Here is a 25104-nt window from a genome sequence, read left to right on the forward strand (position 1 = left end):
GCTCCATGCCGGCGCCAACGGCGCTCACGCGTTGGCGAGCAGGAACCGCGCCTTGTCCGCCTGCGGCAGGTCCGGGTAGCGCTCGATCACCGCGAGCAACAGGCGGCGCCACTCCGAGGGCGCCTGCTCGCCGTGGCCCAGCGCGAGCCGGAACCAGTGCTGCGCCTGTTCGGTGCGCGGCACCGCCGCATCCTGCGCCAGCAGCGCTTCGGCATCGCGCAGGCGGCCCAGCGCCAGCCAGCGATCGAACAGCAGCGCGCGCGTCGCCGCATCCACGGCGATGGCAGCAGCAGTGCAGTCGCCGAGCACCGTCGCCTGCACCTGCGCTTCCTGCGCCGTGATCGCCGGCAGGCGCAGCAGTTCGATCGCGCGCACCTGCGCGACACGCACGTCGCCGGCATTGCGCGCGACCCGGTAGCGCGCCTGCGCCACGTCGAAGCGGCGCGGCTGCTCGGCGGCGAGCTCGTCGAGCAGGAACGCGGCCTCGCGGTTCTCCAGCCGCCCCAGATGCCGCTGCGCGCGCTCCCAGCGATCGTCCGCAATCACCGCCGCCTCGTCGCGCATGAAGCCCTCGCGCGTCTGCCGCATCGCCACCAGCGCCGCGCCGAGCAGCGCGCCGGTGACCAGGCCGCCGGCATGCGCATCGAAACCGATCCCGGCATCGCCGTTGGCCAGCAGGTTGTACAGCTCCCACCCCAGCCACAGCGGCAGCAACGCGATCGCCGGACCGCGCACGTAGTCGAACACCACCGCGAACCAGTAGAAGAAGCGCACCGGCCGCCGCCCCCACACCACGCAGAACGCGCCCATCAGCGCGGCGATGGCGCCGGACGCGCCCAGCCCGCCGCCGGCCTCGCCCCAGCGCCACCACAGGCTGACCGCGCTCGACCCGAACGCGCCCAGCAGGTAGACCAGCAAAAATCGCCAGCGCCCGATCGCCCCTTCCAGCAAGGTGCCTAGCACGACCAGGAACAGCATGTTGCCGAACAGATGCAAGGCGTCGGCATGCAGGAACGCCGAAGACAGCATCCGCGCCGGCGACCATTCGGAACTGCGCTGCAGATGGCGCAGGGTGAACACGCGCTCCAGCAGCGCGTCGTAGCGCGCGCGCAGCGGCGCCCACGTCTGCTGTGCGGCGGGGTCGTCGAACGCCTCGCCGCCGCGCAACGCCTGGACGAAGCGCACATCGTTGAGGCTGGCGGTAGCGACGAACTCCGCCTGCTGCGCCGCCGGCACGCGCTCGAACCGGGCCAGCGCCTCCGCGCGCCCGCTGCGCTGCAGGTAACGCGCATACGCCGGCGCCTCGTAGCCACCCAGCCCGGAATCGAGGTAATAGCGTTGCGCCTGCTGCAGCGGCACCGTGTCCTGGCGCTGCCAGCCGAAATAGACCGCCGCATTGAGCAGCACCAGCAGCAGCGTGACCAGCGGGAAATTCTCCCGCGACAGCGGCTTGTGCAACGGCAGGATCAGCATCGAACAACGTCCGTGTGGATGGCCGCGCCAGCTTCGGCCATCGCCTGCGCGTGCGCAAGCCGGACGCACGCGCTAGCATCGCCACCCCGCTCCACCGTAGTCTGCAACCCGATGAGCCGCTGGCGTCCCCCTGCCGAAAAGAGCACCGCCCTGATCACCGCCGAAGGCCACGCCCAGCTCAAGGCCGAGCTGGATGAGCTGTGGCGCGTACGCCGCCCGGAGGTGGTCAAGGCGCTGGCCGCGGCCGCGGCCGAGGGCGACCGCTCGGAGAACGCCGAGTACACCTACCGCAAGAAGCAGTTGGGCGAGATCGACCGCCGCGTGCGCTACCTGAGCAAGCGCCTGGAAGCGCTGCGGGTGGTGGACACCGCGCCGTCCGATCCGCAGGCGGTGTTCTTCGGCGCGGTGGTCGAGCTGGAAGACGCCGACAGCGGCGAGCTGCGGCGCTACCGCATCGTCGGCCCGGACGAGACCGATGCCGGCCGCGGCTGGATCAGCATCGATTCGCCACTGGCGCGGGCGCTGCTGAAGAAGCGCATCGACGACGAGATCGAGGCGCAGCTGCCCGGCGGCCGCCACAGCTTCGTGGTGGTGTCGGTGGACTACGCGGGGCGCTGAGCGGCCGGCAATGCCGGCCGGGCTTCACAGCACCTGCAGGTTCAACGCTTGCCGCGGCTGTGCCGCGTCCGCCGGCAACGCCTCGCCGAACAGGTCGTGTTCGTCGCTGTCGGTGATTTCCACATCGACCAGGTCGCCCTGCCGCAGGCCGCGCTCGGCGCCGTTCTGGATGTGCACCAGGCCGTCGATTTCCGGCGCGTCGGCCTTCGAACGCGCCACCGCGATGCCATCCTCGAGCAGATCGACCAGGCATTGCTGCACGCTGCCGATCTTGGCTTCCAGACGCGCGGCGGAGATGCCGGCCTGCTTGGCCATGAAGCGCGCCAAGCGCTCCTGCTTGACCTCTTCCGGTACCGGGTCGGGCAGCGCATTGGCGCTGGCGCCCTCCACCGGCGAATAGGCGAACGCGCCGACCCGATCGAGCTGGGCGGCGTCGAGGAACTCCAGCAATTGCTCGAATTCGGCCTCGGTCTCGCCGGGGAAGCCGACGATGAAGGTCGAGCGCAGGGTGATGTCCGGACACAGCGCGCGCCAGCGCTGCACCCGTTCCAGGGTCCGCTCGACCGCGCCCGGCCGCTTCATCAACCGCAGGATGCGCGGGCTGGCGTGCTGGAACGGGATGTCCAGGTACGGCAGCAGCTTGCCCTCGGCCATCAGCGGGATCACGTCGTCCACGTGCGGATACGGATACACGTAGTGCAGCCGCGTCCACACGCCCAGTTCCGACAGCCCCTCGCACAGCGCCTTCATCCGTGTCTGGTAGCTGCGGCCGCGCCACTCGCGCTCGGCGTATTTCAGGTCGACGCCGTAGGCCGAGGTATCCTGCGACACCACCAGCAGCTCGCGCACCCCGCCCTTGACCAGGCGCTCGGCCTCGCGCAGCACCTCGTCGACCGGACGCGAATCCAGGTCGCCGCGCATCGAAGGAATGATGCAGAAGCTGCAGCGGTGATTGCAGCCCTCGGAGATCTTCAGGTAGGCGTAGTGGCGCGGGGTCAGCTTGACCCCGACGCCGTCCTCGTCGCGCACGCCATGGCGGCCGCGCGGCAGCAGGTCCACGAACGGGTCGTGGCGCGGCGGCAACGCCGCATGCACCGCCTCCATCACGCTCTGATAGTCCTGCGGACCGGACACCGCCAGCACGTCCGGGTAGGCCGCGCGGATCTGCTCCGAGCGCTTGCCCAGGCAGCCGGTGACGATGACCTTGCCGTTCTCGGCCATGGCCTCGCCGATCGCCTCCATCGATTCGGCCACCGCCGAGTCGATGAAGCCGCAGGTGTTGACCACCACCACGTCGGCCGCATCGTAGCTGGGCACGATCGCGTACCCCTCCACGCGCAGCTGGGTGAGGATGCGTTCGGAGTCGACCAGGGCCTTGGGACAGCCGAGGCTGACGAAGCCGACTTTGGGGTTCGCGAGAGACATGGAATGGAGGCCTGGGTCCGAGGGACCTGGGAGAAAAACCGCGCGAAGTATACCGGGGCCGGCGCCGCCGCGCGGCTGGACGGCGCGGCGCGGCCGGCACGCAAGCCGCCGCGCCTGCCCGCCCGATCCCGCGCGCGTTAACAGCCGCCTGGCCGCCGGTGTGGATAATCGTCGTTCTCTCCCCACCACAGGAACACGCCATGGGCCACTGGACTACCCTCGATACCCCGCACGGCCAGGTCTCCGCCTGGCACGCTGTGCCGGAAGGCGCCCCGCGCGGCGGCCTGGTGCTCATCCAGGAGATCTTCGGCGTCACCGACTACATCCGCGAAGTCGCCGACTACTACGCCGCGCAAGGCTACGAAGTGCTGGCGCCGGGCCTGTTCGATCCGGTGGAGAAGGACATGCAACTGAACTACGACCAGGACGGCGTGCGCAAGGGCCTGGAACTGGTCGGCGCGCTAGGCTTCGACAAGGCGCTGGACATCGTGCAGGCCGCGGCGCAGGCGCTGGCGCCGGCCGGCAAGGTCGGCGCCCTCGGCTACTGCTGGGGCGGCAGCGTCGCGCTGCTGGCGGCACTGCGGCTGGGCCTGCCGTCGGTGAGCTACTACGGCGGGCGCAACACCCAGTTCCTCGACGAGACGCCGAAGGCGCCGGTGCTGTTCCATTTCGGCGCGCAGGACAGCAGCATCCCGCCGGACTCGGTGCAGCAGCACCGCGAGAAATTGCCACAGATGCAGACCTACGTGTATCCAGCCGGGCATGGCTTCGACCGTCACGTCGATCCAAACCACTACGACGCCGACAGCGCCGCCAGCGCACGCGAACGCAGCCTGGCGTTTCTCGCCGACCAGTTGCGCTGAGCCGCGACGATGCCGGAGTTCGTTCTCGATCCGCGCCTGGACGCCGACAGCGCGTTCGTCGCCGACGGCCCGCTGTCGCAGGTGCGGCTGATGGACGATGCGCGCTTCCCGTGGCTGCTGCTGGTGCCGCGCGTGGCCGATGCCAGCGAATGGATCGACCTGGACGGCGGTCAGCAGCGCCTGCTGCTGGCCGAGATCAACCAGCTTTCGCAGCTGCTGCGCGGCGAGCCAGGCGTGCACAAACTCAACATCGGCGCGCTGGGCAATATCGTGCGCCAATTGCACGTGCACCTGATCGGGCGCCACGAAGGCGACGCGGCCTGGCCCGGGCCGGTGTGGGGCAGCGGCGCGGCGCAGCGGCTGGATGCCGATGTCCTGCAGACCCGTGTTGCGGCGTGGCGGCAACGGCTACGATAGGCGCCCTTTTAGCGGAAGCCGCGTCTCCATGAAATCCAATGTGATCGCCGCCATCGTGCTGATCGTGATCGGCCTGGTGTTCCTGGCCAACAACCTGGGCTGGACCAATCTCAGCCTGGGCCGGCTGATCGCCACCTGGTGGCCGGCGATCCTGGTCGCGGTCGGCGTGGGCATGCTGTTCGGGCGCGGCAAGTAGTCGATGCCGGGATTGGGGATTGGGGAGTCGTTCCGGCAATCCCCGCGTCCCGGCCGCCGATGCGCGGCAGCCGGGGCATGCATCAACGGCGGGCGTTGACCACCTGGGTGCCTGCGATCAGGTCGTGCAGGCAGCGCTTGTCCTTGCGGAAGATGAACAGCGCATCCACCAGCGCGTAGAAGTTGCCGACGATCGGCACCAAGGCCGCCAGTTGGGTGGGCAGGTAGCGCAGCGCGATCAGCCGCCACAGCGGCGGCTGCTCGCCATGCAGATCGACGATGCGGATCGACAGCAGCTTCTTGCCCCAGGTCTGCCCGGTCTTGGCCAGCGGATAGCCCTGCACCGCCACGAACACCACGAACGACATCACCGCGTATCCGGCCAGGGTCAGCCACGGCATCTGCTCGCCACCGCGCGCCGCGTCCATGACCCTGCCAAAATAGCCGGTGAGCGCGGCCAGCGGCAGGAAGGTCGCCAGCGAGATCACGCCGTCGATCAGCGCCGCGCCGAAGCGCTCGCCGCGGCCGGCCAGCACGTCGGCGCCGTCCGGCGCCAACGGTGCCGGCGGCAGCGGCGCTTCGGGCGCCTGGTAGGGATTGGGATCGTTCATTGCGCGCTCCTTCGTGCGTTGGGAAAACTCAGGTCTTGGGCAGGGTCACGCCGGTCTGGCCCTGGTACTTGCCGCCGCGATCCTTGTAGCTGGTCTCGCAGACGTCGTCGGCATCGGACTGGAAGAACAGCATCTGCGCCACGCCTTCATTGGCGTAGATGCGCGCCGGCAGCGGCGTGGTGTTGCTGAATTCCAGGGTGACGTGCCCTTCCCACTCCGGCTCCAGCGGCGTGACATTGACGATGATGCCGCAGCGCGCATAGGTGCTCTTGCCCAGGCACACCACCAGCGTGTCGCGCGGAATGCGGAAGAACTCCACGGTGCGCGCCAGGGCGAAGCTGTTGGGCGGGATGATGCATTCGTCGGCCTCGATGTCCACGAAGCTCTTCGGATCGAAGCGCTTGGGATCGACGATGGTCGAATTGATGTTGGTGAACACCTTGAACTCGCGCGAGCAGCGCACGTCGTAGCCGTAGCTGGAGGTGCCATAGCTGACGATGCGCTCGCCGTTGAGCTGCTTCACCTGGCCCGGCTCGTAGGGCGCGATCATGCCGTGCTGCTCGGACATGCGGCGGATCCAGCGGTCGCTCTTGATGCTCATACGTCTTCCTGATGCCTGGGGCGGCAGGCCGATTCTGCCCGCCGGGAACGCGGCCGACGCCGGAGCGGGCCGCAGTGACCGGCGATTCTAGCCGGTCGCAGTGCGTCCGCGGCAGCCGCGGCGGCGCTCAGAGCAGCGAGGCGGCGATCGGGATCGACGCGCGCGGCCGCTTGCGCAGCTCCTCGGTCAGGCGCTGCGCGGTCGCCAGATAGGCCAGCGCGGCGGCTGAGTCCGGGGCCGCGGCGACGACCGGAGTGCCGGCGTCGCCCTGCTCGCGGATCGCAATCGCCAGCGGCAGCGAACCCAGCAGCGGCACGCCGTATTGCTGCGCCATGCGCTGGCCGCCGCCTTCGCCGAACAGGTGCTCGACGTGCCCGCACTGCGTGCAGGTGTGCACTGCCATGTTCTCGACGATGCCAAGCACCGGCACCTCGACCTTCTCGAACATCTTCAACGCCTTCTTCGCATCCAGCGTGGCGATGTCCTGCGGCGTGGTCACGATCACCGCGCCGGCGACCGGGATCTTCTGCGCCAGGGTCAGCTGGATGTCGCCGGTGCCCGGCGGCAGGTCGATCAGCAGGTAGTCCAGATCGTCCCACAGCGTATCGGTGAACAGTTGGGTCAGCGCCGAGGTCGCCATCGGCCCGCGCCAGATCATCGGCGTGTCCTGGTCCACCAGCAGCCCGATCGACATCGCCTCGATACCGAACGCGCGCATCGGCTCGATCGACTTGTTGTCGGGGCTGTCCGGGCGGCCGCTCAGGCCGAGCATGGCCGGCACGCTGGGACCATAGACGTCGGCATCCAGCACCCCAACCCGCGCGCCCTGGCGCTGCAGCGCCAGCGCCAGATTCACCGCGGTGGTGGACTTGCCCACCCCGCCCTTGCCGGAGCCGATGGCGATGACATTGCGGATCCGCGGCAGCGGCGTGAGGTTGGGCTGGACGGCGTGTGCGGGAATGCGGGGGCGATCGGTCATGGGAGAACTCGTGGAGGTGATGCCGGCTTGCGCGCCGTGCGCTGCAACTGGCGAAAAAAGAAAGGGTGACACAGGGTGAGCGTCTTGCGTATCGGCGCTGCAAGACACGCGCGATCGCCGCCGTAACGCGCGCGGTTGCGCATTCGAACGTCGATGGCCTCGCGTGGACGTATCGAGCAAAGGCCGACATCGCGTGTGCGGCGCTGACGCACGACGACGGCAAAGAACGCCGGCATGGCAACCGCGCAATGCGCCATGGCCGCCCATTCCCCATTATGGCGAAACGCCTCACCGCATTGGTGCATGCGGCGGCTGCAAAGAATCGAGTGCGCCGCGATGTCGCATCGCGCGGAGATCAGCCTTTCCAGGCTTCAGCGAATGCGCCAATAAGGGCGCCCGAAACCCGTTCATCTACCTGTCCAATCCAGGCCCCGAATTGGTGCAAAGCAACGCAGACGAGGCCGCGCCCGCCGCGCAGAGCCACATTTGCTGGGCGTTTGCCGTCGGATCGCTGCAGATGCAACCGTTACCAGTAAAACGTGACAGACCTGTACAAACCGCGTTAAGTTCGTGTTACGTTTGGGTCGCTCGCACGGATGCGACCCCAATTCAAGGCCTATGCCGTGGCACGACGCCACCCGCCTTTTCTTTATTGATTTCCGGGGATAGAGAGAAATGACTGCTCGTCAGACACGTAGTTTCAAGCACAGCCGCCTGAGCGCGGCGCTGGTGACCGCCATGGTCGTGCCGGCCGCGTTCAGCGCCTTCGCGCAGGACAGCGGCGAGACCAAGGCGACCGACCTGGAGAAGGTCACCGTCACCGGTTCGCTGATCCCGCAGACCGAGATCGAGACCGCCACGCCGGTCACCACCATCACCGCCGAAGACATCAAGGCCCGTGGCTTCAACTCGGTGGCCGACGTGCTGCAGAAGAGCTCGTTCGCGACCGGCGCGGTCCAGGGCGGCCAGAGTTCGGGCTCGTTCACCCAGGGTGCGAAGACCGTCAGCCTGTTCGGCCTGCCTCCGGGCTACGTGAAGTACCTGATCGACGGCCGGCCGATGTCGAACTATCCGGCGCTGTACAACGGCAGCGATACGTTCAACAACATCAGCGGCATTCCGATCGATCTGGTCGACCGCATCGAGATCCTGCCGGGCGGCCAGTCGTCGCTGTATGGCTCGGACGCGATCGCCGGCGTGATCAACGTCATCCTCAAGAAGAAGATGGACGGCGCGGTGTTCAGCATCCGCGGTGGCGGCTTCTCCGAGGGCGGCGGCAGCAACTTCCGCGCCACCTTCGCCGACGGTTGGACCTCCGCCGACGGCCGCACATCGGTGCTTGGCGGCGTGCAGTACGAAGAGAAGGATCCGATCTGGGCCTACGATCGCAGCCTGACCAAGCAGGTCAACGCACAGGGCTATTCTCGCCAGCTGGTCAGCCGTGACTTCCTGGTGTACAGCCCGTTCACCAGCTACAAGTTCCTCGACCCGGCCAACTGCGGCAACGTCTCCGGCCTGTTCGGCGGCACCATGGCCCTGCAGCAGCGCCCCGGCTTCGGCGACGAGTACTATTGCGGCTCCAAGTACACCCCGGGCTACCGCACCCTGGACGCCGGCCAGAAGTCGCTGCAGGCGTACGTGCACGGCACCTTCGACCTCAACGACAACGTGCAGCTGTACGGCGACGTGCTTTACAGCAAGGACCAGGTCAAGTACAACTCCGGCGGCAACTACCTGTGGTGGGGCACCAGCGCCGACTTCGGCTACTACTACGATCCCAACCTGGACGACCTGGTCAACCTGCAGCGCTCGTTCGCGCCTGAGGAAGTCGGTCCCAACGGCTTCAACGATACGATGAGCCGCGATACCAGCGAGTCGGTCCGCGTCACCTTCGGTGCGCAGGGCACGCTGGGCCAGTCCAGCTGGGACTACGACGCCGGCGTCACCTACACCCAGTACAAGCTCGAAGAGCGCAACTTCGTCCGCTTCAAGGGCCCGATCGACCAGTTCTTCATCAACAAGGTGCTGGGGCCGCAGCAGGGCCTGGATCCGTACTACAACGCCTATCCGGTCTACACCCCGAACTACGCGGCGTTCTACTCGCCGATCACCCCGGAAGAATTCGCCAGCTTCACCGGCCATGCGACCAACAAGAGCAAGACGTCCGACGGCATGATTCGCCTGCAGGCCACCAACGCCAAGCTGTTCGGCCTGCCTGGCGGCGACGCCGGCCTGGCCGTGGTCGCCGAATACGGCAAGCAGAAGTGGAACTACGATCCGGCGCCGGAAATCCTCAACGGCGAAGTGTGGGGACTGACCTCGGTGGCCGGCGGCGGCGACCGCGACCGCTACGCGGTGACCTCTGAATTGCGCATGCCGGTGTTCGACCCGCTGACCATCACCCTGGCCGGCCGCTACGACGCGTTCAAGGCCAGCGGCACCACCGTCGATAAGCCGACCTACAGCATTTCGCTGGAATACCGCCCGTTCCAATCGCTGTTGCTGCGCGGCAAGTACGGCACTGCGTTCCGTGCGCCGACCCTGTCCGACCAGTACCAGGGCAAGAGCGGCTACTACAACTCAGTGATCGACTACTACCAGTGCGCACAGCGCGGCTACCTGCCGGGCAACACCGACAACTGCCCGGCCGCCTATTCCAGCCGCCAGTTCTTCGGCACCCAATCCGGCAACCTCGGCCTGAAGCCGATCAACGCCGATGTGTGGAGCGCCGGCTTCGTGTGGTCGCCGATCGATCGCATGGCGCTGACCGTCGACTACCTCAACTGGGACATCAGCGACGAGGTCAACCAGCAGAGCGCCAACGGCCTGAGCCTGCAGGACTATCGCTGCCGCGCGGGGATCGACGACATCAACTCCACGCTGTGCACCACCACGATGGCGCAGGTCACCCGCAACGCGGCCGGCCAGATCACGGCGATCTACACGCCGAAGATCAACGTCTCCAACCAGAAGCTGGAAGCGGTGACCGCCTCGTTCCGTTATGGCTACGACTTCGGCCGCTGGGGCGACCTCAGCACCGTCGCTAGCTATAGCGAGAACCTTCGCCATAAGTACGTTCAGTACGCCGGAGACGAGCCGGTCGACCTGCTCAACGATCCGTACTGGAGCTCGGATCCGAAGCGCAAGGCCGATGCCTCGCTGACCTGGAAAATCGGCGACTTCTCGACCACGTGGTATGCCAGCTGGTTCGACAAGACCCCGAACTATGCGGCCACGATCAGCCAGGCAGGTTACGCCGCGCCGCGCGCCGGCAAGTTGCCGTCGCACATCACCCACAACGCCAGCGTCACCTACACGGCGTTCGAGGGCATGGAGCTGTCGTTGATGGTCACCAACGTGTTCAACAAGATGCCTCCGTTCGACGCGTCCTATCCCGGCAGCGCGCAGTGGGCCTATAACGAGTACAACTTCGACGTGTACGGCCGCGCGTACCTTATGGAAATGCGTTACTCGTTCGGCAAGTAACAGTCGCAGCCTCACGCGAAACAAGGCCCACCCGCAAGGGTGGGCCTTTTTTTTGCGTGGCGTCCCACTGCGGGAATCTCGACGCCATCGCCGGCGACAACGCCCCCCGGATGGGCCAAGGCCACGCATGCGATGCCGCGGCGTTCGCCGTCGACCGACAACTCTCAAGTGCAGCCGCTTCAGCGGCCGTCGCGGACTCGCGCGTGCAGCGACTGCGTCTCGAGCAGCTGCTTCAGCTCGGCTAGATCCTCGCCGTAACGCTGCCAACGCCCCATGTAGGCGCGCGTCATCGAGGTACGCACCTGGACCACGCTGGCGGTGGCCACCGGCGCCTGGTTCTGTTCGAAACGCAGGCAGGCCTCGTCCCACGGCAGGCCGCAGAACTCCAGCAGACGGCGCGTGGTCGGCTCCTGCTCCAGCACCAGGTCTGCGTAGTCGATTTCCAGCAGATGCTGCGGGAACAAGGCGCGCCAATGCGCCATCAAACGCTCGAACATCAGGTAGTAGCGGCCGACGTCCATCAGGTCGAAGGAATAGTCGTAGTACGGCGAGGACAGCGCGAACAGCTGGCGGAAGTTGCTCAGGCAGGTGTCCATCGGATCGCGCCGCAGGCAGACGATGCGCGCGTTCGGCAACGCGCGCGCGATGTGCCCCACGTACAGGAAATTGTGCGGCAGCTTGTCCACGAAACGCGGCTTGGCGGCGGTGCCGGGACGGGTGGACTCGACGTAGGCGCGGCCGAGTTCGCGCCAGTCCAGCCCCTGCAGTCGGGTCAGCGTGGCCACGTCCAGAATCGCCGGCGATGGCGTGCGCACCAGGCGCTTGAGCGCCACCGAGAAGTTCTGCAACTCGCCGGCCGAGTGCACCTGCGGATGGCTGGACAGGATTCGGTCCACCAGGGTGGTGCCGCTGCGCGGCATGCCGACCACGAAGATCGGCTCCCGGCTGTCGAAGCCGGACGCAGACGCGTCGTCGGCGCGGAATGCCTGTTGCAGCGCGTCGAACAGCACCGCATCGCGCTCGGACGTGTAACCGCGCGCGCGCTTCTGCACCGCCTTGCCCTGCACATAGCCACGGAACGCGGCATGGTAGTCGCCGAGATCCTCATGCTCCTTGGCCAATGCCAGGTTGAGATACAGCACCGCTTCCGGCGCGTCGCCAGCCGACGCCAGCGCCTGTTCCAGCATGCCCAGGTTGTTCTCGTCCGCGCTCCACTTGCGCAGCTGCGACAGCGACAGATAGACCTTCCAGTAGCGCGGCTCCAGGGCCAGGCAGGCCCGGTATTCCTGCTCGGCTTCCTGCAGGCGCCCGGAGAACAGCAGCGAGGTGCCGAGGTTGTAGCGGAAGCCGGCCTGTTGCGGCGCGAGTTGCACCGCCTGGGTGAACGCCTCCAGCGCCGCGACATGCTCATTGACCTGGGTGTAGACCACGCCCAACGTGTCCAGGGTATGCGCATCGGTCGGCCGCAACGCCATCGCCTGGTCGGCGAAACGATGCGCCTCCTGCAGGAAACGTCCCATCGCCAGCACCTTGGCCAGCTGGGTCGCATAGTCCGCACGCTGCGGATTCAAGGTCGTCGCCTGATACAGATGCGCCGCTGCCGCCTGCATCTGCTTCAGTTCCAGCGCCGCCACGCCGGCCACGAAATGCACGCCGGCGTGTTGCGGCAACGCGCGCAGAAGATGCTGCGCGATCCGCTGCGCCTGACCCCAGTCGCGCTGGTTGAGCGCGGCGACGGCCTGGTTGTAGAGCTGAACCTGTTCGGTCATGGATGCGCCTGATATTCCCCCGGGAAGCCGGTAACACCACGAAGTAACCGCAGCGCACCGAACTGACATTATGCCCGGCACTCCAAACCCACGACCGGTACAAGCCTCCACCAAGCTTTTGCAGGCGGCCCAGCCAGGTGAATATTGCGTTTGCCGTCGACCAGCACCGCGCTCTGGTCGCGCAGCCATGTCCTTCGCAACGATCTCCACCGGCAGGATCCGGTCGCTCGCTGCAGGCTCCGAAGTGGCCGCACCAGGCGACCACAGCAGCACATCGAGACCTTCGCCCAGCGGTGCGCCGACACGATCGGCCTGACCGCCGGGCCTGACGTCGCGACAGCCATCGCTGGCCGCTACCGCGTGAACGGCGAGCCATCGACCAGGAAATGGAGAAGAGCCACAGACGGAGGCTATCCGCTATCGGACGCCGTTGCGCATCAGATACAACTTCATGCGGCCCCGAGCGGGGCAAAAATATATGCTGAATTCGTCGTTTCTATAAAATCAGCAGCACGCTTCCAGTGGGCGGCACCGAACCAAAGGCCAGTGATGATCCGTTGGCGCCCGCAGTTTTTGTCAATATATTTCAACGGATTGCAATGAAAGACACACTATATGTCTTGCTATACCTATTCCCTTAGGCACTGGCGATTTGCGCATTTATGTGATCTTCAATCCATTTCACGCTCGCCATTTATACGAAATGCCGCACTTTCGATGCGGATGATGGCAGATCCGGCCCCAACCCGTTGCATGCGCTAGCACGCCGTCATTACGTTTGGGTTAAGGCCGCTCGGAGGGACGGCCCCGCCACCCCACGTCATCGAAGGTAAGCAATGAACAACTACCCCGATCGAAAGGCACTCAAGCGCACCGCCCTGGCCATGATCCTCAGCGCTGCGCTGGCCCAAGGCGTCGTCCAGGCGCAAAGCACCACCGGCAGCATCTACGGTTCCGCGCCGGCCAGCGGCACCAGCATCACGATCCAGAGCGACACCGGATTGAGCCGCACCGTGCCGGTCGACGGCAGCGGCCACTACAGCCTCGGTTCGCTGCCGATCGGCAACTACACGGTGATCCTGCGCCGTGGCGAGGAAACCATCGACACGCGCAAGAACGTCCTGCTGCGCGTCGGATCGGGTACCGAAGTGTCGTTCGCGACGGGCGACGCCACCACGCTGGAAGCGCTGACCGTCACCGCCGCCAGCGTGCCGAAGATCGACGTCACCAGCACCGCGTCGCGCTCGGTGATCACCTCCGAACAACTGGACACGCTGCCTCTGGGCCGCAGCGCCGAAGCGATCGCGCTGCTCGCGCCAGGCACCGTTTCCGGCAGCGGCGCCTTCACCAACGGCAGCCGCTCGGTGGTGTCCTTCGGTGGCTCCGGGGTGACCGAGAACGCGTATTACATCAACGGATTCAACGTCAGCAATCCGTTGAACAACCTCGGCGGCGTGAGCCTGCCCTATGGCGCGATCGACCAGCAGGAAACCTACACCGGCGGCTACAGTTCCAAGTACGGCCGCTCCACCGGTGGCGTGATCAACCAGGTCGGCAAGCGCGGCACCAACGAGTGGCACTTCGGTTTCCAGACCACCTGGGCGCCGGATTCCCTGGCCAGTTCGCCGCGCGACGTCTGGTACCCCAGCGCCAGCCTGCCGTCAGGATATTCTTACGAAAACCCCGACCTCGCCGGCACCCTGTATCGCCGGCGCAAGGGCGACACCAGCACCAACACCACCTACAGCGCCTACGCCGGCGGCCCGCTGATCGAGGATCGCCTGTTCGTCTTCGTCGCCGGCGAATCCAGCAAGACCGATGGCGTCGACACCAACGACAAGGCCGATACCGTCCAGGCGCGCAACCACTACAACTACAGCGCGCCGAAGTTCTACGGCAAGATCGACTGGAACATCAACGACAGCAACATCCTGGAATACACGCGCATCCAGAACACCGACCGCCGCGCCGGCTACTACACGTCCTTCGACTACGACACCCTCAGCGAAGGCGGCCGTACCGGCACCTATCCGGATACCTACAAGCTCACCGACACCTACGACATCTTCAAGTACACCGGCTACCTGACCGACAGCCTGACCTTGAACGCGACCTGGGGCCGCAGCCTGGAACGGGATTACCAGGCCAATCCGGTGTCCTCGGACCTGCCCTACATCAGCGGCGTCACCAACCAGGATCCATCGATCACCGGCGGCACCGCGATCACCAACAACCAGGCCTCGACCACGGTCAAGAACGCCAACGCGCAGAACAAGACCCGCGGCCTGCGCGTGGAACTGGAATACCGCATCGGCAACCACGACCTGACCGCCGGCGTGGACAACATGTACTTCAACGCCTACAACGAAGGCGTGGACACCAGCGGCCCTGGCTATCGCTGGATCTACAGCAAGTCGTCCACCCCGGACGTGGCCATCGATCCCAACCTTGGGGTCGGCGCCGCGGGCGGCGACGGCTACTACGTGCAGAAGTACATCTTCACCACCGCCACCAGCATGGCGGTGGAGCAGAAGGCCTACTACCTGGAAGATCGTTGGCAGGTGAGCGACAACTGGCTGCTGACCCTGGGCGTGCGCAACGACAAGTTCACCAACTTCAACAGCAGCCATGTGGCGTACGTGGACAGCGGCGACCAGTGGGCCCCGCGTGCAGGCGTGAGCTGGGACGTGTTCGGCGACTCCTCGTTCAAGCTGTTCGCCAACCTCGGCCGCTACTACCTGGCGCTGCCCAACAGCGTCGCCATCCGCGGCGCCTCGGCCTCGACCTACACCCGCGAGTACTTCACCTATACCGGCATCGATGCGAACGGCGAGCCCACCGGCCTGACCGCGCTGGGTCCGGGTCCGGTGTCGAGCAACGGCGAGTACGGCGAAGCGCCGGATCCGAATTCGTTCACGCCCAGCGACCTGAAGTCGCAGTACCAGGACGAGCTGATCGTCGGCTTCGAGAAGACCATCGGCGACAAGTGGAACTCCGGCGCCAAGGTCACCTACCGCAAGCTTCAGTCGGCGATCGACGATGTCTGCGACAGCGACAAGATGTCGAGCAAGCTCACCGCGCTCGGCATCGATCCCGATTCGGTCACGATTCCGGGTTGCGTGCTGTTCAATCCCGGCGAAACCAACACCTACAAGCTCGCCAACGTGGACGGCTCCGGTTACACCACGCTGAAGATGTCGCGCTCGGACTGGGGCTTCACCAATTCGGCCAAGCGCAACTACGCCGCCGTCGACCTGTTCCTGGAGCATCCGTTCGATCAGAAGTGGTACGGCCGCGTCGACTACACCTGGTCGCGCAGCTTCGGCAACACCGAAGGCCAGGTGAAGTCGGACATCGGCCAGACCGACGTCTCCAAGACCCAGGACTGGGATGCCGCATCGCTGATGGAATACGCGGGCGGTTATCTGGCAAACGACCGCCGCCATCAACTCAAGGCCTTCGGCGCCTACCAGTTCACGCCGGAGTGGATGGTGTCGGCCACCCTGAAGGTCGCCTCCGGCATGCCGAAGTCCTGCCTGGGCTACTACGGCACCAACGAAGGTGATCCGATCAGCTATGGCTCGGCCTACCACTACTGCGCTGGCAGCCCATCCAGCCCGGGCCAGGCGGGCCGCCTGCCCTGGACCAAGCTGGTCGACCTGGGCGTGACCTATCGCCCCGCCTTCGCCGACCACAAGCTGGCGTTCGGCCTGCAGGCGTTCAACGTGTTCAACGAACGCAAGCCGGTGCAGATCGACGCGACCTACGAAACCGACCCCTACACCGTGTCCAACACCTACGGGATCGGCACCTACTACACCCAGCCGCGTTACGTGCGCCTGTCGGCGTCCTACGACTTCTGACGGTCCGCGGCGGAACGCCCGGCCAGGGCGTTCCGCCGCAACGCAGCGTCGCTCTCTCCTGCCCCGGCCACGCCAGGGCTTTTTTTATGCATGACGCCGGCTGCCATTGCCGGCGATGCCTCAGCGGCCCAGCAACGCCATCGCCGCATTGTGGCCGGGCGCGCCAGTGACGCCGCCGCCCGGGTGGGTGCCGGAGCCGCACAGGTACAGCCCTGGAATCGCGCCGCGGTAGTTGGCCTGGCCCAGCATGGGGCGGGCGCTGAACAACTGGTTGAGGCTCAGCGCGCCATGGAAGATGTCGCCGCCGATCAGGCCGAACGTGCGCTCCAGGTCCAGCGGGGTCAGCGCCTGCCGGCCCAGCACCGAGTCCGCGAAGCCTGGCGCGTAGCGCTCGACGGTGGCGATCATCAGCGCGGCGACCTCGTCGCGATGCGCATCCCAGCTGCGCCCATCCGGCAACTGCGGCGCCACGTGCTGACAGAACAGGCTGGCCACGTGCTGGCCGGTCGGCGCGAGCGAATCGTCGAGTGTGCTGGGAATCAGCAGTTCGACGATGGGTTCGCGCGACCAGCCATGCTCGCGCGCATCGCGGTAGGCGCGGTCCATGTAGTCCAGGCTCGGCGCCAGGATGATGCCGGCGGTGAGGTGGTCGCCCTGCCCCGGCAACGCACGGAACTCGGGCAGCCGCGACAGCGCCACGTTCATCCGGAACGTGCCCGAGCCGCAGCGCCAGTGCGCCATGCGCTCGCGGGTGGCGGCCGGAACGTGCGCCGGGTCGAGCAGGCGCTCGTACAGCAGCTTGGGATTGACGTTGGCGACGATGCGGCGCGCATGCAGGCGCTCGCCTTGCTCGGTGACCACGCCGACCGCGCGCCCATCCTCGACCAGAATCTCGCGCACGCCGGCGTCGGTACGGATCTGCGCGCCGGCGGCGAGCGCCGCCCTGGCCATCGCCTGGGTGATCGCGCCCATGCCGCCGAGCGCATGGCCCCACGCGCCCTTGACCCCGTTGCTCTCGCCGAACACATGGTGCAGCAGCACGTAGGCCGAGCCCGGCGTGTACGGGCTGGCGTAGTTGCCGACGATGCCGTCGAAGCCGAACAAGGCCTTGACCGGGTCGCTCTCGAACCAGCGTTCCAGATACTCGGCGGCGGAGATGGTGAACAGGTCCAGCAGTTCCTGGCGCAGGCCGGCATCGAGCGCATGCAGGCGGCGCCCGAGGCGGCCGGCGCGCAAGAGTTCCGGCAGCGCCTGCACCCAACCGCCATCGGTGACGTTCGGCGGCGGCTGCAGCGCCAGCGCGCGCAGCACGTCGGCGATGCGTTCCAGCCGCGCTTCGTACGCGGGCAGGCGTTCGGCGTCGCGCTGCGAGAACTTCGCCACCTGCGCCTGGGTGATGCCGGCGCCGGCCAGCAGGTAGCGGTCGTCGGGCAGCGGTACGAAGTTGTTGCAGCGGCGCGGCACGATACGCAATCCGTGCGCGGCCAGGTCCAGGTCGGCGATCACCTTGGGCTGCAGCAGCGACACCGTGTAGGACGCCACCGAATTGCGGAAGCCCGGATGGAATTCCTCGGTGACCGCGGCGCCGCCGACCACGCCGCGCCGCTCCAGCACCGTGACCTTCCAGCCGGCCCGCGCCAGGTAGGCGGCGCAGACCAGGCCGTTGTGGCCGGCGCCGACGATCAGGGCATCGCAGGACGGTTCGCGCTTCATCCCCGGATGATACCGGCACGCCGGCCCCGCGGCCGCCGAGCGCGAGCCCCCGCCCATGACCTTCGACACCCCTGAAACCCCGGGCAGCGGCGTACAGTCTCGCCACGGCCCTCGGGCCATTCCGTTATCCACGCTGGCTTGGAGCTTCCTTGTGACCTTTCGCAATCCCCAGATGCTGTTGTTGACCCTGGCCGTGAGCGCCGCCCTGAGCGGCTGCAACAAGCCCGACGCGGCAGCGCCCGCCGCCGACACTGCCAAGACCGAGGCCGCCGCGCCGGCGCCCGCTGCCGCTGCCGCGCCGGCCGAGCTGAAGCTCGACGCCAGCAAGCTGCCGCCCTACAACGCGTTCAGCGCCAACGACCTGGATCCGACCAAGGAGGCGTGCAGCGACTTCGCCGGCTACGTCAACGGCAAATGGCTGGCCGCCAACGAAATTCCGAAGGACCGCAGCAGCTGGGGCGCGTTCTCGATCCTGGACGAGCGCTCGGTCGCCGTGCAGCACCAGTTGGCCGAGCAGGCCGCCGCGGCGGCCAATGCGCAGGGCGTGGACAAGATCGTCGGCGATTTCTGGTCCTCGGGCATGGACGAAGCCAAGGTCAATGCGCAGGGCATCGAGCCGCTGAAGGCGGACCTGGCCGCGATCGACGGCCTCAAGGACGGCCCGGCAGTGGCCGAGTACCTGCGCCAGAGCGCGGCCAAGGGCGAGAACGGCCTGTTCGGCTTCGGCGCCGAGGCCGACTTCAAGAACTCCTCGATGAACATGGCCTACGCGATGCAGGGCGGCCTGGGCCTGCCCGACCGCGGCTACTACTTCGATGCCGACAAGAAGGACAAGCTCAACGCCTATCAGGCGCACGTGGCCAAGGTGCTGGAGCTGTCCGGGGTGCCGGCCGCCGATGCGGCCAAGCAGGCCAAGGACGTGGTGGCGCTGGAAACGCGCCTGGCCAAGGTCTCCAAGTCCAGCGAGCAGATGTCGCGCGATGCCGAGCTGTCCTACAACCCGGTGACCCCGGCCGAGGCCGACAAGCTGGCCCCGAACTTCCCGTGGACCAAGTTCTTCGAATCGCAGGGCGTGGCGGTACCGGAGAAGTTCTCGCTGGCGATCCCGGCGTTCCACCAGGAAGTGAGCAAGGCCCTGGGCGACACCGATCCGTCGGTGTGGCGCGCCTACCTGCGCTTCCACACCGTGGACAGCGCTTCGCCGTACCTGAGCGATGCGTTCGCGCAGGAAAGCTTCGCGTTCTACGGCAAGGAGCTCAACGGCCAGGCCGAGATGAAGCCGCGCTGGAAGCGCGTGCTGGGCAGCATCGAGGACGGCGCAGGCGAGGCGATGGGCCAGATGTACGTCAAGGTGGCGTTCTCGCCCGATGCCAAGACCAAGATGCAGCAGCTGGTGGACAACCTGCGCCAGGCGCTGAAGGCACGCATCGAGAACCTCACCTGGATGAGCCCGGAGACCAAGGCCAAGGCGATCGCCAAGTGGGAGACCTTCACCCCGAAGATCGGCTACCCGGACAAGTGGCGCGACTTCAGCGGCCTGAGCACCCAGCGCGACAGCTACCTGGACAACGTGCGCGCCGCCACCGCGTTCAACTACAAGTACAACCTGAGCAAGATCGGCAAGCCGGTGGACAAGACCGAATGGGGCATGACCCCGCAGACGGTCAACGCCTACTACAACCCGCTGCAGAACGAGATCGTGTTCCCGGCCGCGATCCTGCAGCCGCCGTTCTTCGATCCCAATGCCGACGACGCGTTCAACTACGGCGGCATCGGCGCGGTGATCGGCCATGAGATGACCCATGGCTACGACGACCAGGGCGCGCGCTTCGGGCCGTCCGGCAACTTCGAGAACTGGTGGACGCCGGCCGACGCCAAGAACTTCGCCGCGCTCACCGGCAAGCTGGTCAAGCAGTTCGACGAGTACAAGGTGGACGGCAAGCCGGTCAACGGCAAGCTGACCCTGGGCGAGAACATCGCCGACCTGGGCGGCCTTTCCACCGCCTACGACGCGATGAAGAAGGCCACCGAGGGCAAGGACGATCCGAAGGTCGGCGGCATGACCCGCGACCAGAACTTCTTCCTCAACTGGGCCACCGTGTGGCGCACCAAGTACACCCCGCAGAACGCGATGGTGCGCCTGACCACCGACCCGCACGCCCCGGCGCAGTTCCGCGCGATCGGCGCGCCGTCGAACCTGCCGGCCTTCGCCGCCGCGTTCCAGTGCAAGGCCGGATCGCCGATGGTGCGCGCCGGCGACAAGCAGGTCGTGATCTGGTAAGCGCAGCCCTCGCTGCAACGCGAAAAGGCCCGGCATGTCCGGGCCTTTTCTTTGCGCGCTGCGCGGAGGCGGCCGGTAGCGCGGCGGCAAGGACGCGTGCGCAACGGTGCGACGGCGCGATCCGCATGCACGCCCGGCGCCCGCACGCGCATCCGTCTGAACCGGTTGGGGAAAGCCGCGCCACAGCTGGGTCACAGCTGCGGGCCGCAGCTTGTTAAACTCCGCCGACTTTAATCCTGACCGGATTCGCTCCCGATGCTCAATGCCCGTCCGCTTGCCCTCGCTGTCGCCCTCGGCCTGATCGCCCTGGCGTCCACCGCCGATGCCGCGCCCAAGAAGAAGCGCGCCGCCGCCAAGGCGCCCGTCGTCAGCGCCGCCTGCACCGATTTCTACGATTACGCCAACGCCGACTGGCTGAAGAGCAACCCGCTGCCGCAGACCGGCGCGGTCACCGCGCTGGGCCAGCTGTCCGCGCGCGCGCAGCAACAGCAGCGCGACCTGCTCGACGCGTCGATGCAGTCGCCGCAGAACGACGTGCAGAAGGCGCTGGGCGATTTCTGGGCCAGCGGCCTGGACGAAGCGGCGGTGGAGAAGGACGGATCCAACCCGATCGCGCCGCTGCTCAGCCGCATCGATGCGATCAAGAAGGCCAAGGAAGTTCCGGCCTCGATCGCCGCGCTGCACCAGGTCGGCATCCCGGTGGCGTTCAACTTCGGCGCCGACGTCGACCTGAAGGCATTGGACCGCCACATCGGCTACTTCATGCAGGGCGGCATGGGCCTGCCCGACCCGGCCTTCTACACCCGCACCGACGCCGACACCGTGGCGCTGATGGGCCGCTACCGCGCCTACGTCAAGCAGATCCTGACCCTGACCGGCACTCCGGCGGCCAAGCTCGAAGCCGACACCCAGTCGGTGCTGCAGATCGAGACCGCGCTGGCGCGCAGCGCCAAGTCGCTGGCCGGCATCAACAACCCGTTCAACAACTACGCGCCGATCTCCACCAAGGAGTTGAACAAGCAGTACCGCAACCTGCAGCTGGACGCGTTCCTGAAGGCGCAGGGCGTCAACGACGACCTGGTGTCGATGGCCGACCCGGAGATGTTCAAGCAGCTCGACGGCATGATCGTCAGCATCAAGCCCGACCAATGGAAGGCCTACCTGCGCTGGCGCGTCGGCGACGCGATGGCGCCGTACCTGTCCAAGAGCTTCCGCGACGCCAGCTTCGAGTTCCGCGGCCGCGTGCTGGAAGGCCAGACCCTGCCGCCGCAGCGCTGGTCGCAGGTACTGGACGCGATCAACATCGCCGCCGGCCCGATGCTGGGCCGCGAGTACGTCGGCCGCTATCTCAACGCCGACACCCGCCGCCAGGCCGAAAGCATCGCCGACCAGGTGCGCGACACCGAGATCGCCGCGATCAAGCGCAACACCTGGCTGAGCGAGTCGGCGCGCGCCGAAGCGCAGGCCAAGCTGGCCGCGCTGAAGATCGAAGTCGGCGCGCCGCGCCGCGACCTGGACTACAGCGTGCAGCCGATGGGCCGCGGCAGCTTCGGCGGCAACATGCTGATCGCCTCCACCTGGCGCCACCGCGAGGAAATGAAGCGCATCGGCAAGGGCAACGCCGACCGCCGCTGGGACGTGCTGCCGCAGCAGCCGGCGCTGACCTACGACCTCGCCCAGAACCGCCTGATCGTCACCGCCGCGGTGTTGCAGCCGCCGGTGTTCGTCGCCGGCGGCGATGCCGCCGCGCTGTACGGCGGCTACGGCGCGCTGGTCGCGCACGAACTGATCGGCGCGATCGACAGCAAGGGCAGCCAGGTCGACGCCAAGGGCGAACTGCGCAACTGGTGGACCGCGGAAGACAAGAGCGCGTGGAATGCGCTCAGCGCGCGCGCCGCGGCGCAGTACGGCGCCTACGACTTCCCCGGCGTGAAGGGCGCCAAGGTCAACGGCCAGCTGACCCAGGAGCAGGACCTGACCGACATCGGCAGCGTGGAACTCGCGTGGCAGGCGTATGCCGCCGCCCAGCCCGCCGCCGGCGATGCCGGCAAGCAGGCGTTCTACAAGGCCTGGGCCGGCCTGTGGGCGCAGCAGCTGTCGCCGAACGAAGCGGTGCAGCGCGTCACCGCCGACGTGCACGCGCCGGGCCGCTGGCGCGCCAACGGCCCGCTGGCCAACCTGCCCTCCTTCGCCGCCACCTTCACCTGCAGGGCCGGCCAGCCGATGGTACGCAGCGACGCCGAGCAGATCCGCGTCTGGCCGTAACCGCAATTCGCAGGCAGTGCATGCACGACGGCGCGGGCAACCGCGCCGTCGTCGCATGTCTCCAAAGGGCTCCCCGAAACCTCGCTGTAGAAATCTGCGCGACAGGGGATCACCGGCGTGTGCCTTTTTTTGTCGCGGCTGAAGCCGCTCCTACAGCGGCGTCTCACGCATTTGTAGGAGCGGCTTCAGCCGCGACAGAACGCATGAAACGCTCGCAATGCCAGGGCGCCCACGAAGCGCGGCATCAACACCAGCGCCGCCCGCACGCCGCAGCGGCACCTGCTATGTCGAGCGCAGACCTGGCACGGACACTGCGGACCGGTCGAACCGGGAGATCGCCTCTCCGGCAAATGCCCTCAGCGCACGATCCGCGGCCGCGGCGGCTTGCGCTTGCCGAACGGCGGCTGGCCACGCCAGTATCGAATCAGCAGCCAGCCGAACAGCATGCCGCCCAGGTGCGCGAAGTGCGCCACACCCGGCTGCCAGCCGGTGAAGCCCATGATCAGCTCCAGCGCGCCGAACACGATCACGAAGGTGCGCGCCTTCATCGGGATCGGCGGGAACAGCAGCATCACCCGCTGGTTGGGGAACAGCATGCCGAACGCCAGCAACAGGCCGAACACGCCGCCGGACGCGCCCAGGGTCGGATACGGATCGCCGCCGTTGCTGACCATCCACCAGCCCACCAGCAGCTGGCACAGGCCGGCACCGGCCACGCACACCAGGTAATAGGTCAGGAACCGCTTGTTGCCCCAGGTCTGCTCCAGCGGCCCGCCGAACATGTACAGCGCCAGCATGTTGAACAACAGGTGCGAGAAGCCGCCGTGCAGGAAGCCATAGGTCAGCAGCTGCCAGATCTGGAAATTCTGTCCCGGCGAAAACGCGTCGAAGTCGCTGAGCGGCCACAGCATGAACGGCTCGAAGGTGTAGTCGCCCAGCAGTTGCTGCAGCAGGAACACCACCACATTGCCGATCAGCAGGGCTTGGGTGACAGGCGGGAGTCTGGGAAACATGGTCGTGTCCGTGGCAAATGCCGACCATCATAGCCGCTCGCTATTGCGGCCCCCATAACGCCGCGTCGAGGTCGCGCGCCGCTGTTGGGGCGCGCTTCACTCGCCCGCCCTGCACCGCCACGCCTTCGCCGCGCAGCCGCTGGCACTGTTCGTGAAAGCCGTGCGAGCCTTCCGGGAAGGCGATGCGTCCGTCGCTGCGCAACACGCGGTGCCAGGGCAGCGTCGGATCGGCGTTGCCGCCGAGCACCCGCGCGACCAGGCGCGCGCGGCCAGGCAGCCCGGCCAGCATCGCCACTTCGCCGTAGCCGCGCACCTGGCCGGACGGGATCGCGCGGATCGTCGCCAGGATCCGCGCCTGCGCCGCCGCCGAGGCCTCGGCTGCCGGCGTCGGACGCTGTCCGCTCATGCCGGCGCCGTCCGTGCGGGGCGCGACACCGCCAGCACCCCGCCCAGCACCAGCAGCGTGCCGGCGATCTGCCACGGCCCCATCGCCTCGCCCAGCAGCAGCACGCTGAGCACGATGGTCGACACCGGACCGAGCATGCCGATCTGCGACGCCAGGCCCGAGCCGATCCGGCGTACCGCCAGCATCGTCGCCAGCACCGGCACCGCCGTGCACAAGGTGCCGTTGAGCAGCGACAGCGCATACACCGGCGTCGGCAACGCCAGGGCGTGCAGCGGCCGCAGCAGCAGGAACTGGGCGATGCACAGCACGCAGGCGACGAGGCTGGCGTAGGCGGTCAGCCGCACCGCGCCGATCCGCGCCACCATCTGCCCGCTGCCGACCAGGTACAGCGCGTAGGCCAACGCGCTGCCGAACACCAAAAGGCTGCCCCAGGCGGTGCGCGCGCCGCCGACCTGCAGATCGTGGCCGAACGCCAGCAGCACGCCGAGATAGCTCAGCGCCAGCGCCCATAGCTGGCGGCGTTGCGGCCGGCGGCGGAACGCGAGCACGCCGATCAGCAACACCAGGGTCGGGGTCAGATACAGGATCAGCCGTTCGAGCGTGGCAGTGATGTAGGCCAGGCCAAGGAAATCCAGATAGCTGGCCAGGTAGTAGCCGAGCACGCCGAGCACGGCGATGCGCCAGCGGTCGCCGCGCTGCAGCGGCGGCGCCCGGCGCGCGGCCCACATTGCCATCGCCGCGAAACACGGCAAGGCCACCAGCATGCGCAACGCCAGCAGGGTCACCGCGTCCACCCCGTAGCGGTAGCCGAGCTTGACGATGATCGCCTTACCGGAAAACGCGATCGCGCCGCCCGAGGCCAGCAGCACGCCGCCCAGGTCGGCATGCGCAGTGACCAGCGGCGCGGCGGCGGAGCGCTCGGGCGCGCTCATCGCGGAGCGGCGCCGAAGCGGAAACGAAAATGGGCATCGTGCATGCCCTCCATTCTACGGCGGCGATGCACTGCGCACTGCGTCGCGTAGCCGATCGCGTCGGCGCCAACGATGCGAGACGTGCATAGCCCCTCTCCCCCCTGGGAGAGGGGTTGGGGTGAGGGTACGGCGCGAAGCGTCTCGCGGATTTGGAT

At 67.3% G+C, this 25104-nt stretch carries 18 protein-coding genes; 8 read left to right on the plus strand and 10 right to left on the minus strand.

Annotated features, from left to right (window positions below; genetic code table 11):
* Window positions 1–24: 24 nt before the first annotated feature.
* A complete protein-coding gene (locus AB3X08_RS14235) occupies window positions 25–1473 on the minus strand; it encodes a rhomboid family intramembrane serine protease (RefSeq protein WP_369933347.1) in 1449 nt (482 codons plus the stop codon).
* A gap of 111 nt (window positions 1474–1584) precedes the next feature.
* On the opposite strand from AB3X08_RS14235, the gene greB reads away from it, so the two are divergent.
* Entirely contained in the window at window positions 1585–2091 is a 507-nt protein-coding gene (greB, locus tag AB3X08_RS14240; protein WP_369933348.1) for a transcription elongation factor GreB, read from the plus strand.
* 24 nt (window positions 2092–2115) lie between these two features.
* On the opposite strand, the gene rimO is transcribed toward greB, so the two are convergent.
* Window positions 2116–3516 (minus strand): 30S ribosomal protein S12 methylthiotransferase RimO, encoded by a 1401-nt coding sequence (gene rimO / locus AB3X08_RS14245; RefSeq protein ID WP_369933350.1) that lies wholly within the window; start codon window positions 3514–3516, stop codon window positions 2116–2118.
* Between the two features lie 200 nt (window positions 3517–3716).
* Between rimO and AB3X08_RS14250 the strand changes: the two genes are divergently transcribed.
* Genes AB3X08_RS14250 through AB3X08_RS14260 form a run of 3 tightly spaced genes read left to right on the plus strand, consistent with a single transcriptional unit; the run spans window position 3717 to window position 4992 of the window.
* Entirely contained in the window at window positions 3717–4379 is a 663-nt protein-coding gene (locus tag AB3X08_RS14250) for a dienelactone hydrolase family protein (RefSeq protein ID WP_369933352.1), read from the plus strand.
* A 9-nt stretch (window positions 4380–4388) separates the two neighbouring features.
* On the plus strand, window positions 4389–4796 hold the full coding sequence (locus tag AB3X08_RS14255) for an HIT domain-containing protein (protein WP_369933353.1): 408 nt from the start codon (window positions 4389–4391) through the stop codon (window positions 4794–4796).
* Window positions 4797–4824: 28 nt separating this feature from the next.
* Window positions 4825–4992, plus strand: coding sequence for a LiaI-LiaF-like domain-containing protein (locus AB3X08_RS14260; protein WP_003467495.1), 168 nt, complete (start codon window positions 4825–4827; stop codon window positions 4990–4992).
* 82 nt (window positions 4993–5074) lie between these two features.
* Here AB3X08_RS14260 and AB3X08_RS14265 read toward each other — a convergent pair whose 3' ends face one another.
* The 3 genes from AB3X08_RS14265 to apbC form a co-directional block, all read right to left on the minus strand.
* Window positions 5075–5602, minus strand: coding sequence for an RDD family protein (locus AB3X08_RS14265; RefSeq protein WP_369933354.1), 528 nt, complete (start codon window positions 5600–5602; stop codon window positions 5075–5077).
* Between the two features lie 28 nt (window positions 5603–5630).
* Window positions 5631–6203 (minus strand): dCTP deaminase, encoded by a 573-nt coding sequence (gene dcd / locus AB3X08_RS14270; RefSeq protein WP_179563815.1) that lies wholly within the window; start codon window positions 6201–6203, stop codon window positions 5631–5633.
* Between the two features lie 127 nt (window positions 6204–6330).
* On the minus strand, window positions 6331–7182 hold the full coding sequence (apbC, locus tag AB3X08_RS14275; protein ID WP_369933355.1) for an iron-sulfur cluster carrier protein ApbC: 852 nt from the start codon (window positions 7180–7182) through the stop codon (window positions 6331–6333).
* 738 nt (window positions 7183–7920) lie between these two features.
* Between apbC and AB3X08_RS14280 the strand changes: the two genes are divergently transcribed.
* The gene (locus AB3X08_RS14280) at window positions 7921–10668 is read left to right on the plus strand and encodes a TonB-dependent receptor plug domain-containing protein (RefSeq protein WP_369938536.1); all 2748 of its coding nucleotides are present in this window, start codon (window positions 7921–7923) and stop codon (window positions 10666–10668) included.
* A 179-nt stretch (window positions 10669–10847) separates the two neighbouring features.
* Here AB3X08_RS14280 and AB3X08_RS14285 read toward each other — a convergent pair whose 3' ends face one another.
* Entirely contained in the window at window positions 10848–12437 is a 1590-nt protein-coding gene (locus tag AB3X08_RS14285; protein WP_369933357.1) for a tetratricopeptide repeat-containing sulfotransferase family protein, read from the minus strand.
* An 836-nt stretch (window positions 12438–13273) separates the two neighbouring features.
* Between AB3X08_RS14285 and AB3X08_RS14290 the strand changes: the two genes are divergently transcribed.
* The gene (locus AB3X08_RS14290) at window positions 13274–16300 is read left to right on the plus strand and encodes a TonB-dependent receptor (protein ID WP_369933359.1); all 3027 of its coding nucleotides are present in this window, start codon (window positions 13274–13276) and stop codon (window positions 16298–16300) included.
* Between the two features lie 120 nt (window positions 16301–16420).
* On the opposite strand, the gene AB3X08_RS14295 is transcribed toward AB3X08_RS14290, so the two are convergent.
* On the minus strand, window positions 16421–18013 hold the full coding sequence (locus tag AB3X08_RS14295; RefSeq protein ID WP_369933361.1) for a phytoene desaturase family protein: 1593 nt from the start codon (window positions 18011–18013) through the stop codon (window positions 16421–16423).
* A gap of 172 nt (window positions 18014–18185) precedes the next feature.
* Between AB3X08_RS14295 and AB3X08_RS14300 the strand changes: the two genes are divergently transcribed.
* Entirely contained in the window at window positions 18186–20294 is a 2109-nt protein-coding gene (locus AB3X08_RS14300; RefSeq protein ID WP_184411265.1) for a M13 family metallopeptidase, read from the plus strand.
* 255 nt (window positions 20295–20549) lie between these two features.
* Window positions 20550–22559: a M13 family metallopeptidase gene (locus AB3X08_RS14305; RefSeq protein WP_369933362.1), complete on the plus strand. Its 2010-nt coding sequence runs from the start codon at window positions 20550–20552 to the stop codon at window positions 22557–22559.
* A gap of 356 nt (window positions 22560–22915) precedes the next feature.
* Here AB3X08_RS14305 and AB3X08_RS14310 read toward each other — a convergent pair whose 3' ends face one another.
* The 3 genes from AB3X08_RS14310 to AB3X08_RS14320 are packed head-to-tail and all read right to left on the minus strand — an operon-like array spanning window position 22916 to window position 24910.
* Window positions 22916–23572, minus strand: coding sequence for a rhomboid family intramembrane serine protease (locus AB3X08_RS14310; protein WP_369933363.1), 657 nt, complete (start codon window positions 23570–23572; stop codon window positions 22916–22918).
* 40 nt (window positions 23573–23612) lie between these two features.
* On the minus strand, window positions 23613–23978 hold the full coding sequence (locus tag AB3X08_RS14315; RefSeq protein WP_369933364.1) for an MGMT family protein: 366 nt from the start codon (window positions 23976–23978) through the stop codon (window positions 23613–23615).
* A complete protein-coding gene (locus AB3X08_RS14320) occupies window positions 23975–24910 on the minus strand; it encodes a DMT family transporter (protein ID WP_369933366.1) in 936 nt (311 codons plus the stop codon). The genes AB3X08_RS14315 and AB3X08_RS14320 overlap by 4 nt, the downstream gene beginning before the upstream one ends.
* Between the last annotated feature and the right edge of the window lie 194 nt (window positions 24911–25104).

Source organism: Xanthomonas sp. DAR 34887 (assembly GCF_041245805.1).
GTDB classification, from domain to species: domain Bacteria; phylum Pseudomonadota; class Gammaproteobacteria; order Xanthomonadales; family Xanthomonadaceae; genus Xanthomonas_A; species Xanthomonas_A tesorieronis.

Coding starts and splice junctions, on each gene's coding strand:
- dcd (WP_179563815.1), bottom strand. CDS start 6,203: ATGAGCATCAAGAGCGACCGCTGGATCCGCCGCATGTCCGAGCAGCAC.
- AB3X08_RS14265 (WP_369933354.1), bottom strand. CDS start 5,602: ATGAACGATCCCAATCCCTACCAGGCGCCCGAAGCGCCGCTGCCGCCG.
- AB3X08_RS14320 (WP_369933366.1), bottom strand. CDS start 24,910: ATGAGCGCGCCCGAGCGCTCCGCCGCCGCGCCGCTGGTCACTGCGCAT.
- AB3X08_RS14235 (WP_369933347.1), bottom strand. CDS start 1,473: ATGCTGATCCTGCCGTTGCACAAGCCGCTGTCGCGGGAGAATTTCCCG.
- apbC (WP_369933355.1), bottom strand. CDS start 7,182: ATGACCGATCGCCCCCGCATTCCCGCACACGCCGTCCAGCCCAACCTC.
- AB3X08_RS14260 (WP_003467495.1), top strand. CDS start 4,825: ATGAAATCCAATGTGATCGCCGCCATCGTGCTGATCGTGATCGGCCTG.
- AB3X08_RS14280 (WP_369938536.1), top strand. CDS start 7,921: ATGGTCGTGCCGGCCGCGTTCAGCGCCTTCGCGCAGGACAGCGGCGAG.
- AB3X08_RS14310 (WP_369933363.1), bottom strand. CDS start 23,572: ATGTTTCCCAGACTCCCGCCTGTCACCCAAGCCCTGCTGATCGGCAAT.
- greB (WP_369933348.1), top strand. CDS start 1,585: ATGAGCCGCTGGCGTCCCCCTGCCGAAAAGAGCACCGCCCTGATCACC.
- AB3X08_RS14250 (WP_369933352.1), top strand. CDS start 3,717: ATGGGCCACTGGACTACCCTCGATACCCCGCACGGCCAGGTCTCCGCC.
- AB3X08_RS14305 (WP_369933362.1), top strand. CDS start 20,550: ATGCTCAATGCCCGTCCGCTTGCCCTCGCTGTCGCCCTCGGCCTGATC.
- AB3X08_RS14285 (WP_369933357.1), bottom strand. CDS start 12,437: ATGACCGAACAGGTTCAGCTCTACAACCAGGCCGTCGCCGCGCTCAAC.
- AB3X08_RS14255 (WP_369933353.1), top strand. CDS start 4,389: ATGCCGGAGTTCGTTCTCGATCCGCGCCTGGACGCCGACAGCGCGTTC.
- AB3X08_RS14295 (WP_369933361.1), bottom strand. CDS start 18,013: ATGAAGCGCGAACCGTCCTGCGATGCCCTGATCGTCGGCGCCGGCCAC.
- AB3X08_RS14290 (WP_369933359.1), top strand. CDS start 13,274: ATGAACAACTACCCCGATCGAAAGGCACTCAAGCGCACCGCCCTGGCC.
- rimO (WP_369933350.1), bottom strand. CDS start 3,516: ATGTCTCTCGCGAACCCCAAAGTCGGCTTCGTCAGCCTCGGCTGTCCC.
- AB3X08_RS14300 (WP_184411265.1), top strand. CDS start 18,186: ATGCTGTTGTTGACCCTGGCCGTGAGCGCCGCCCTGAGCGGCTGCAAC.
- AB3X08_RS14315 (WP_369933364.1), bottom strand. CDS start 23,978: ATGAGCGGACAGCGTCCGACGCCGGCAGCCGAGGCCTCGGCGGCGGCG.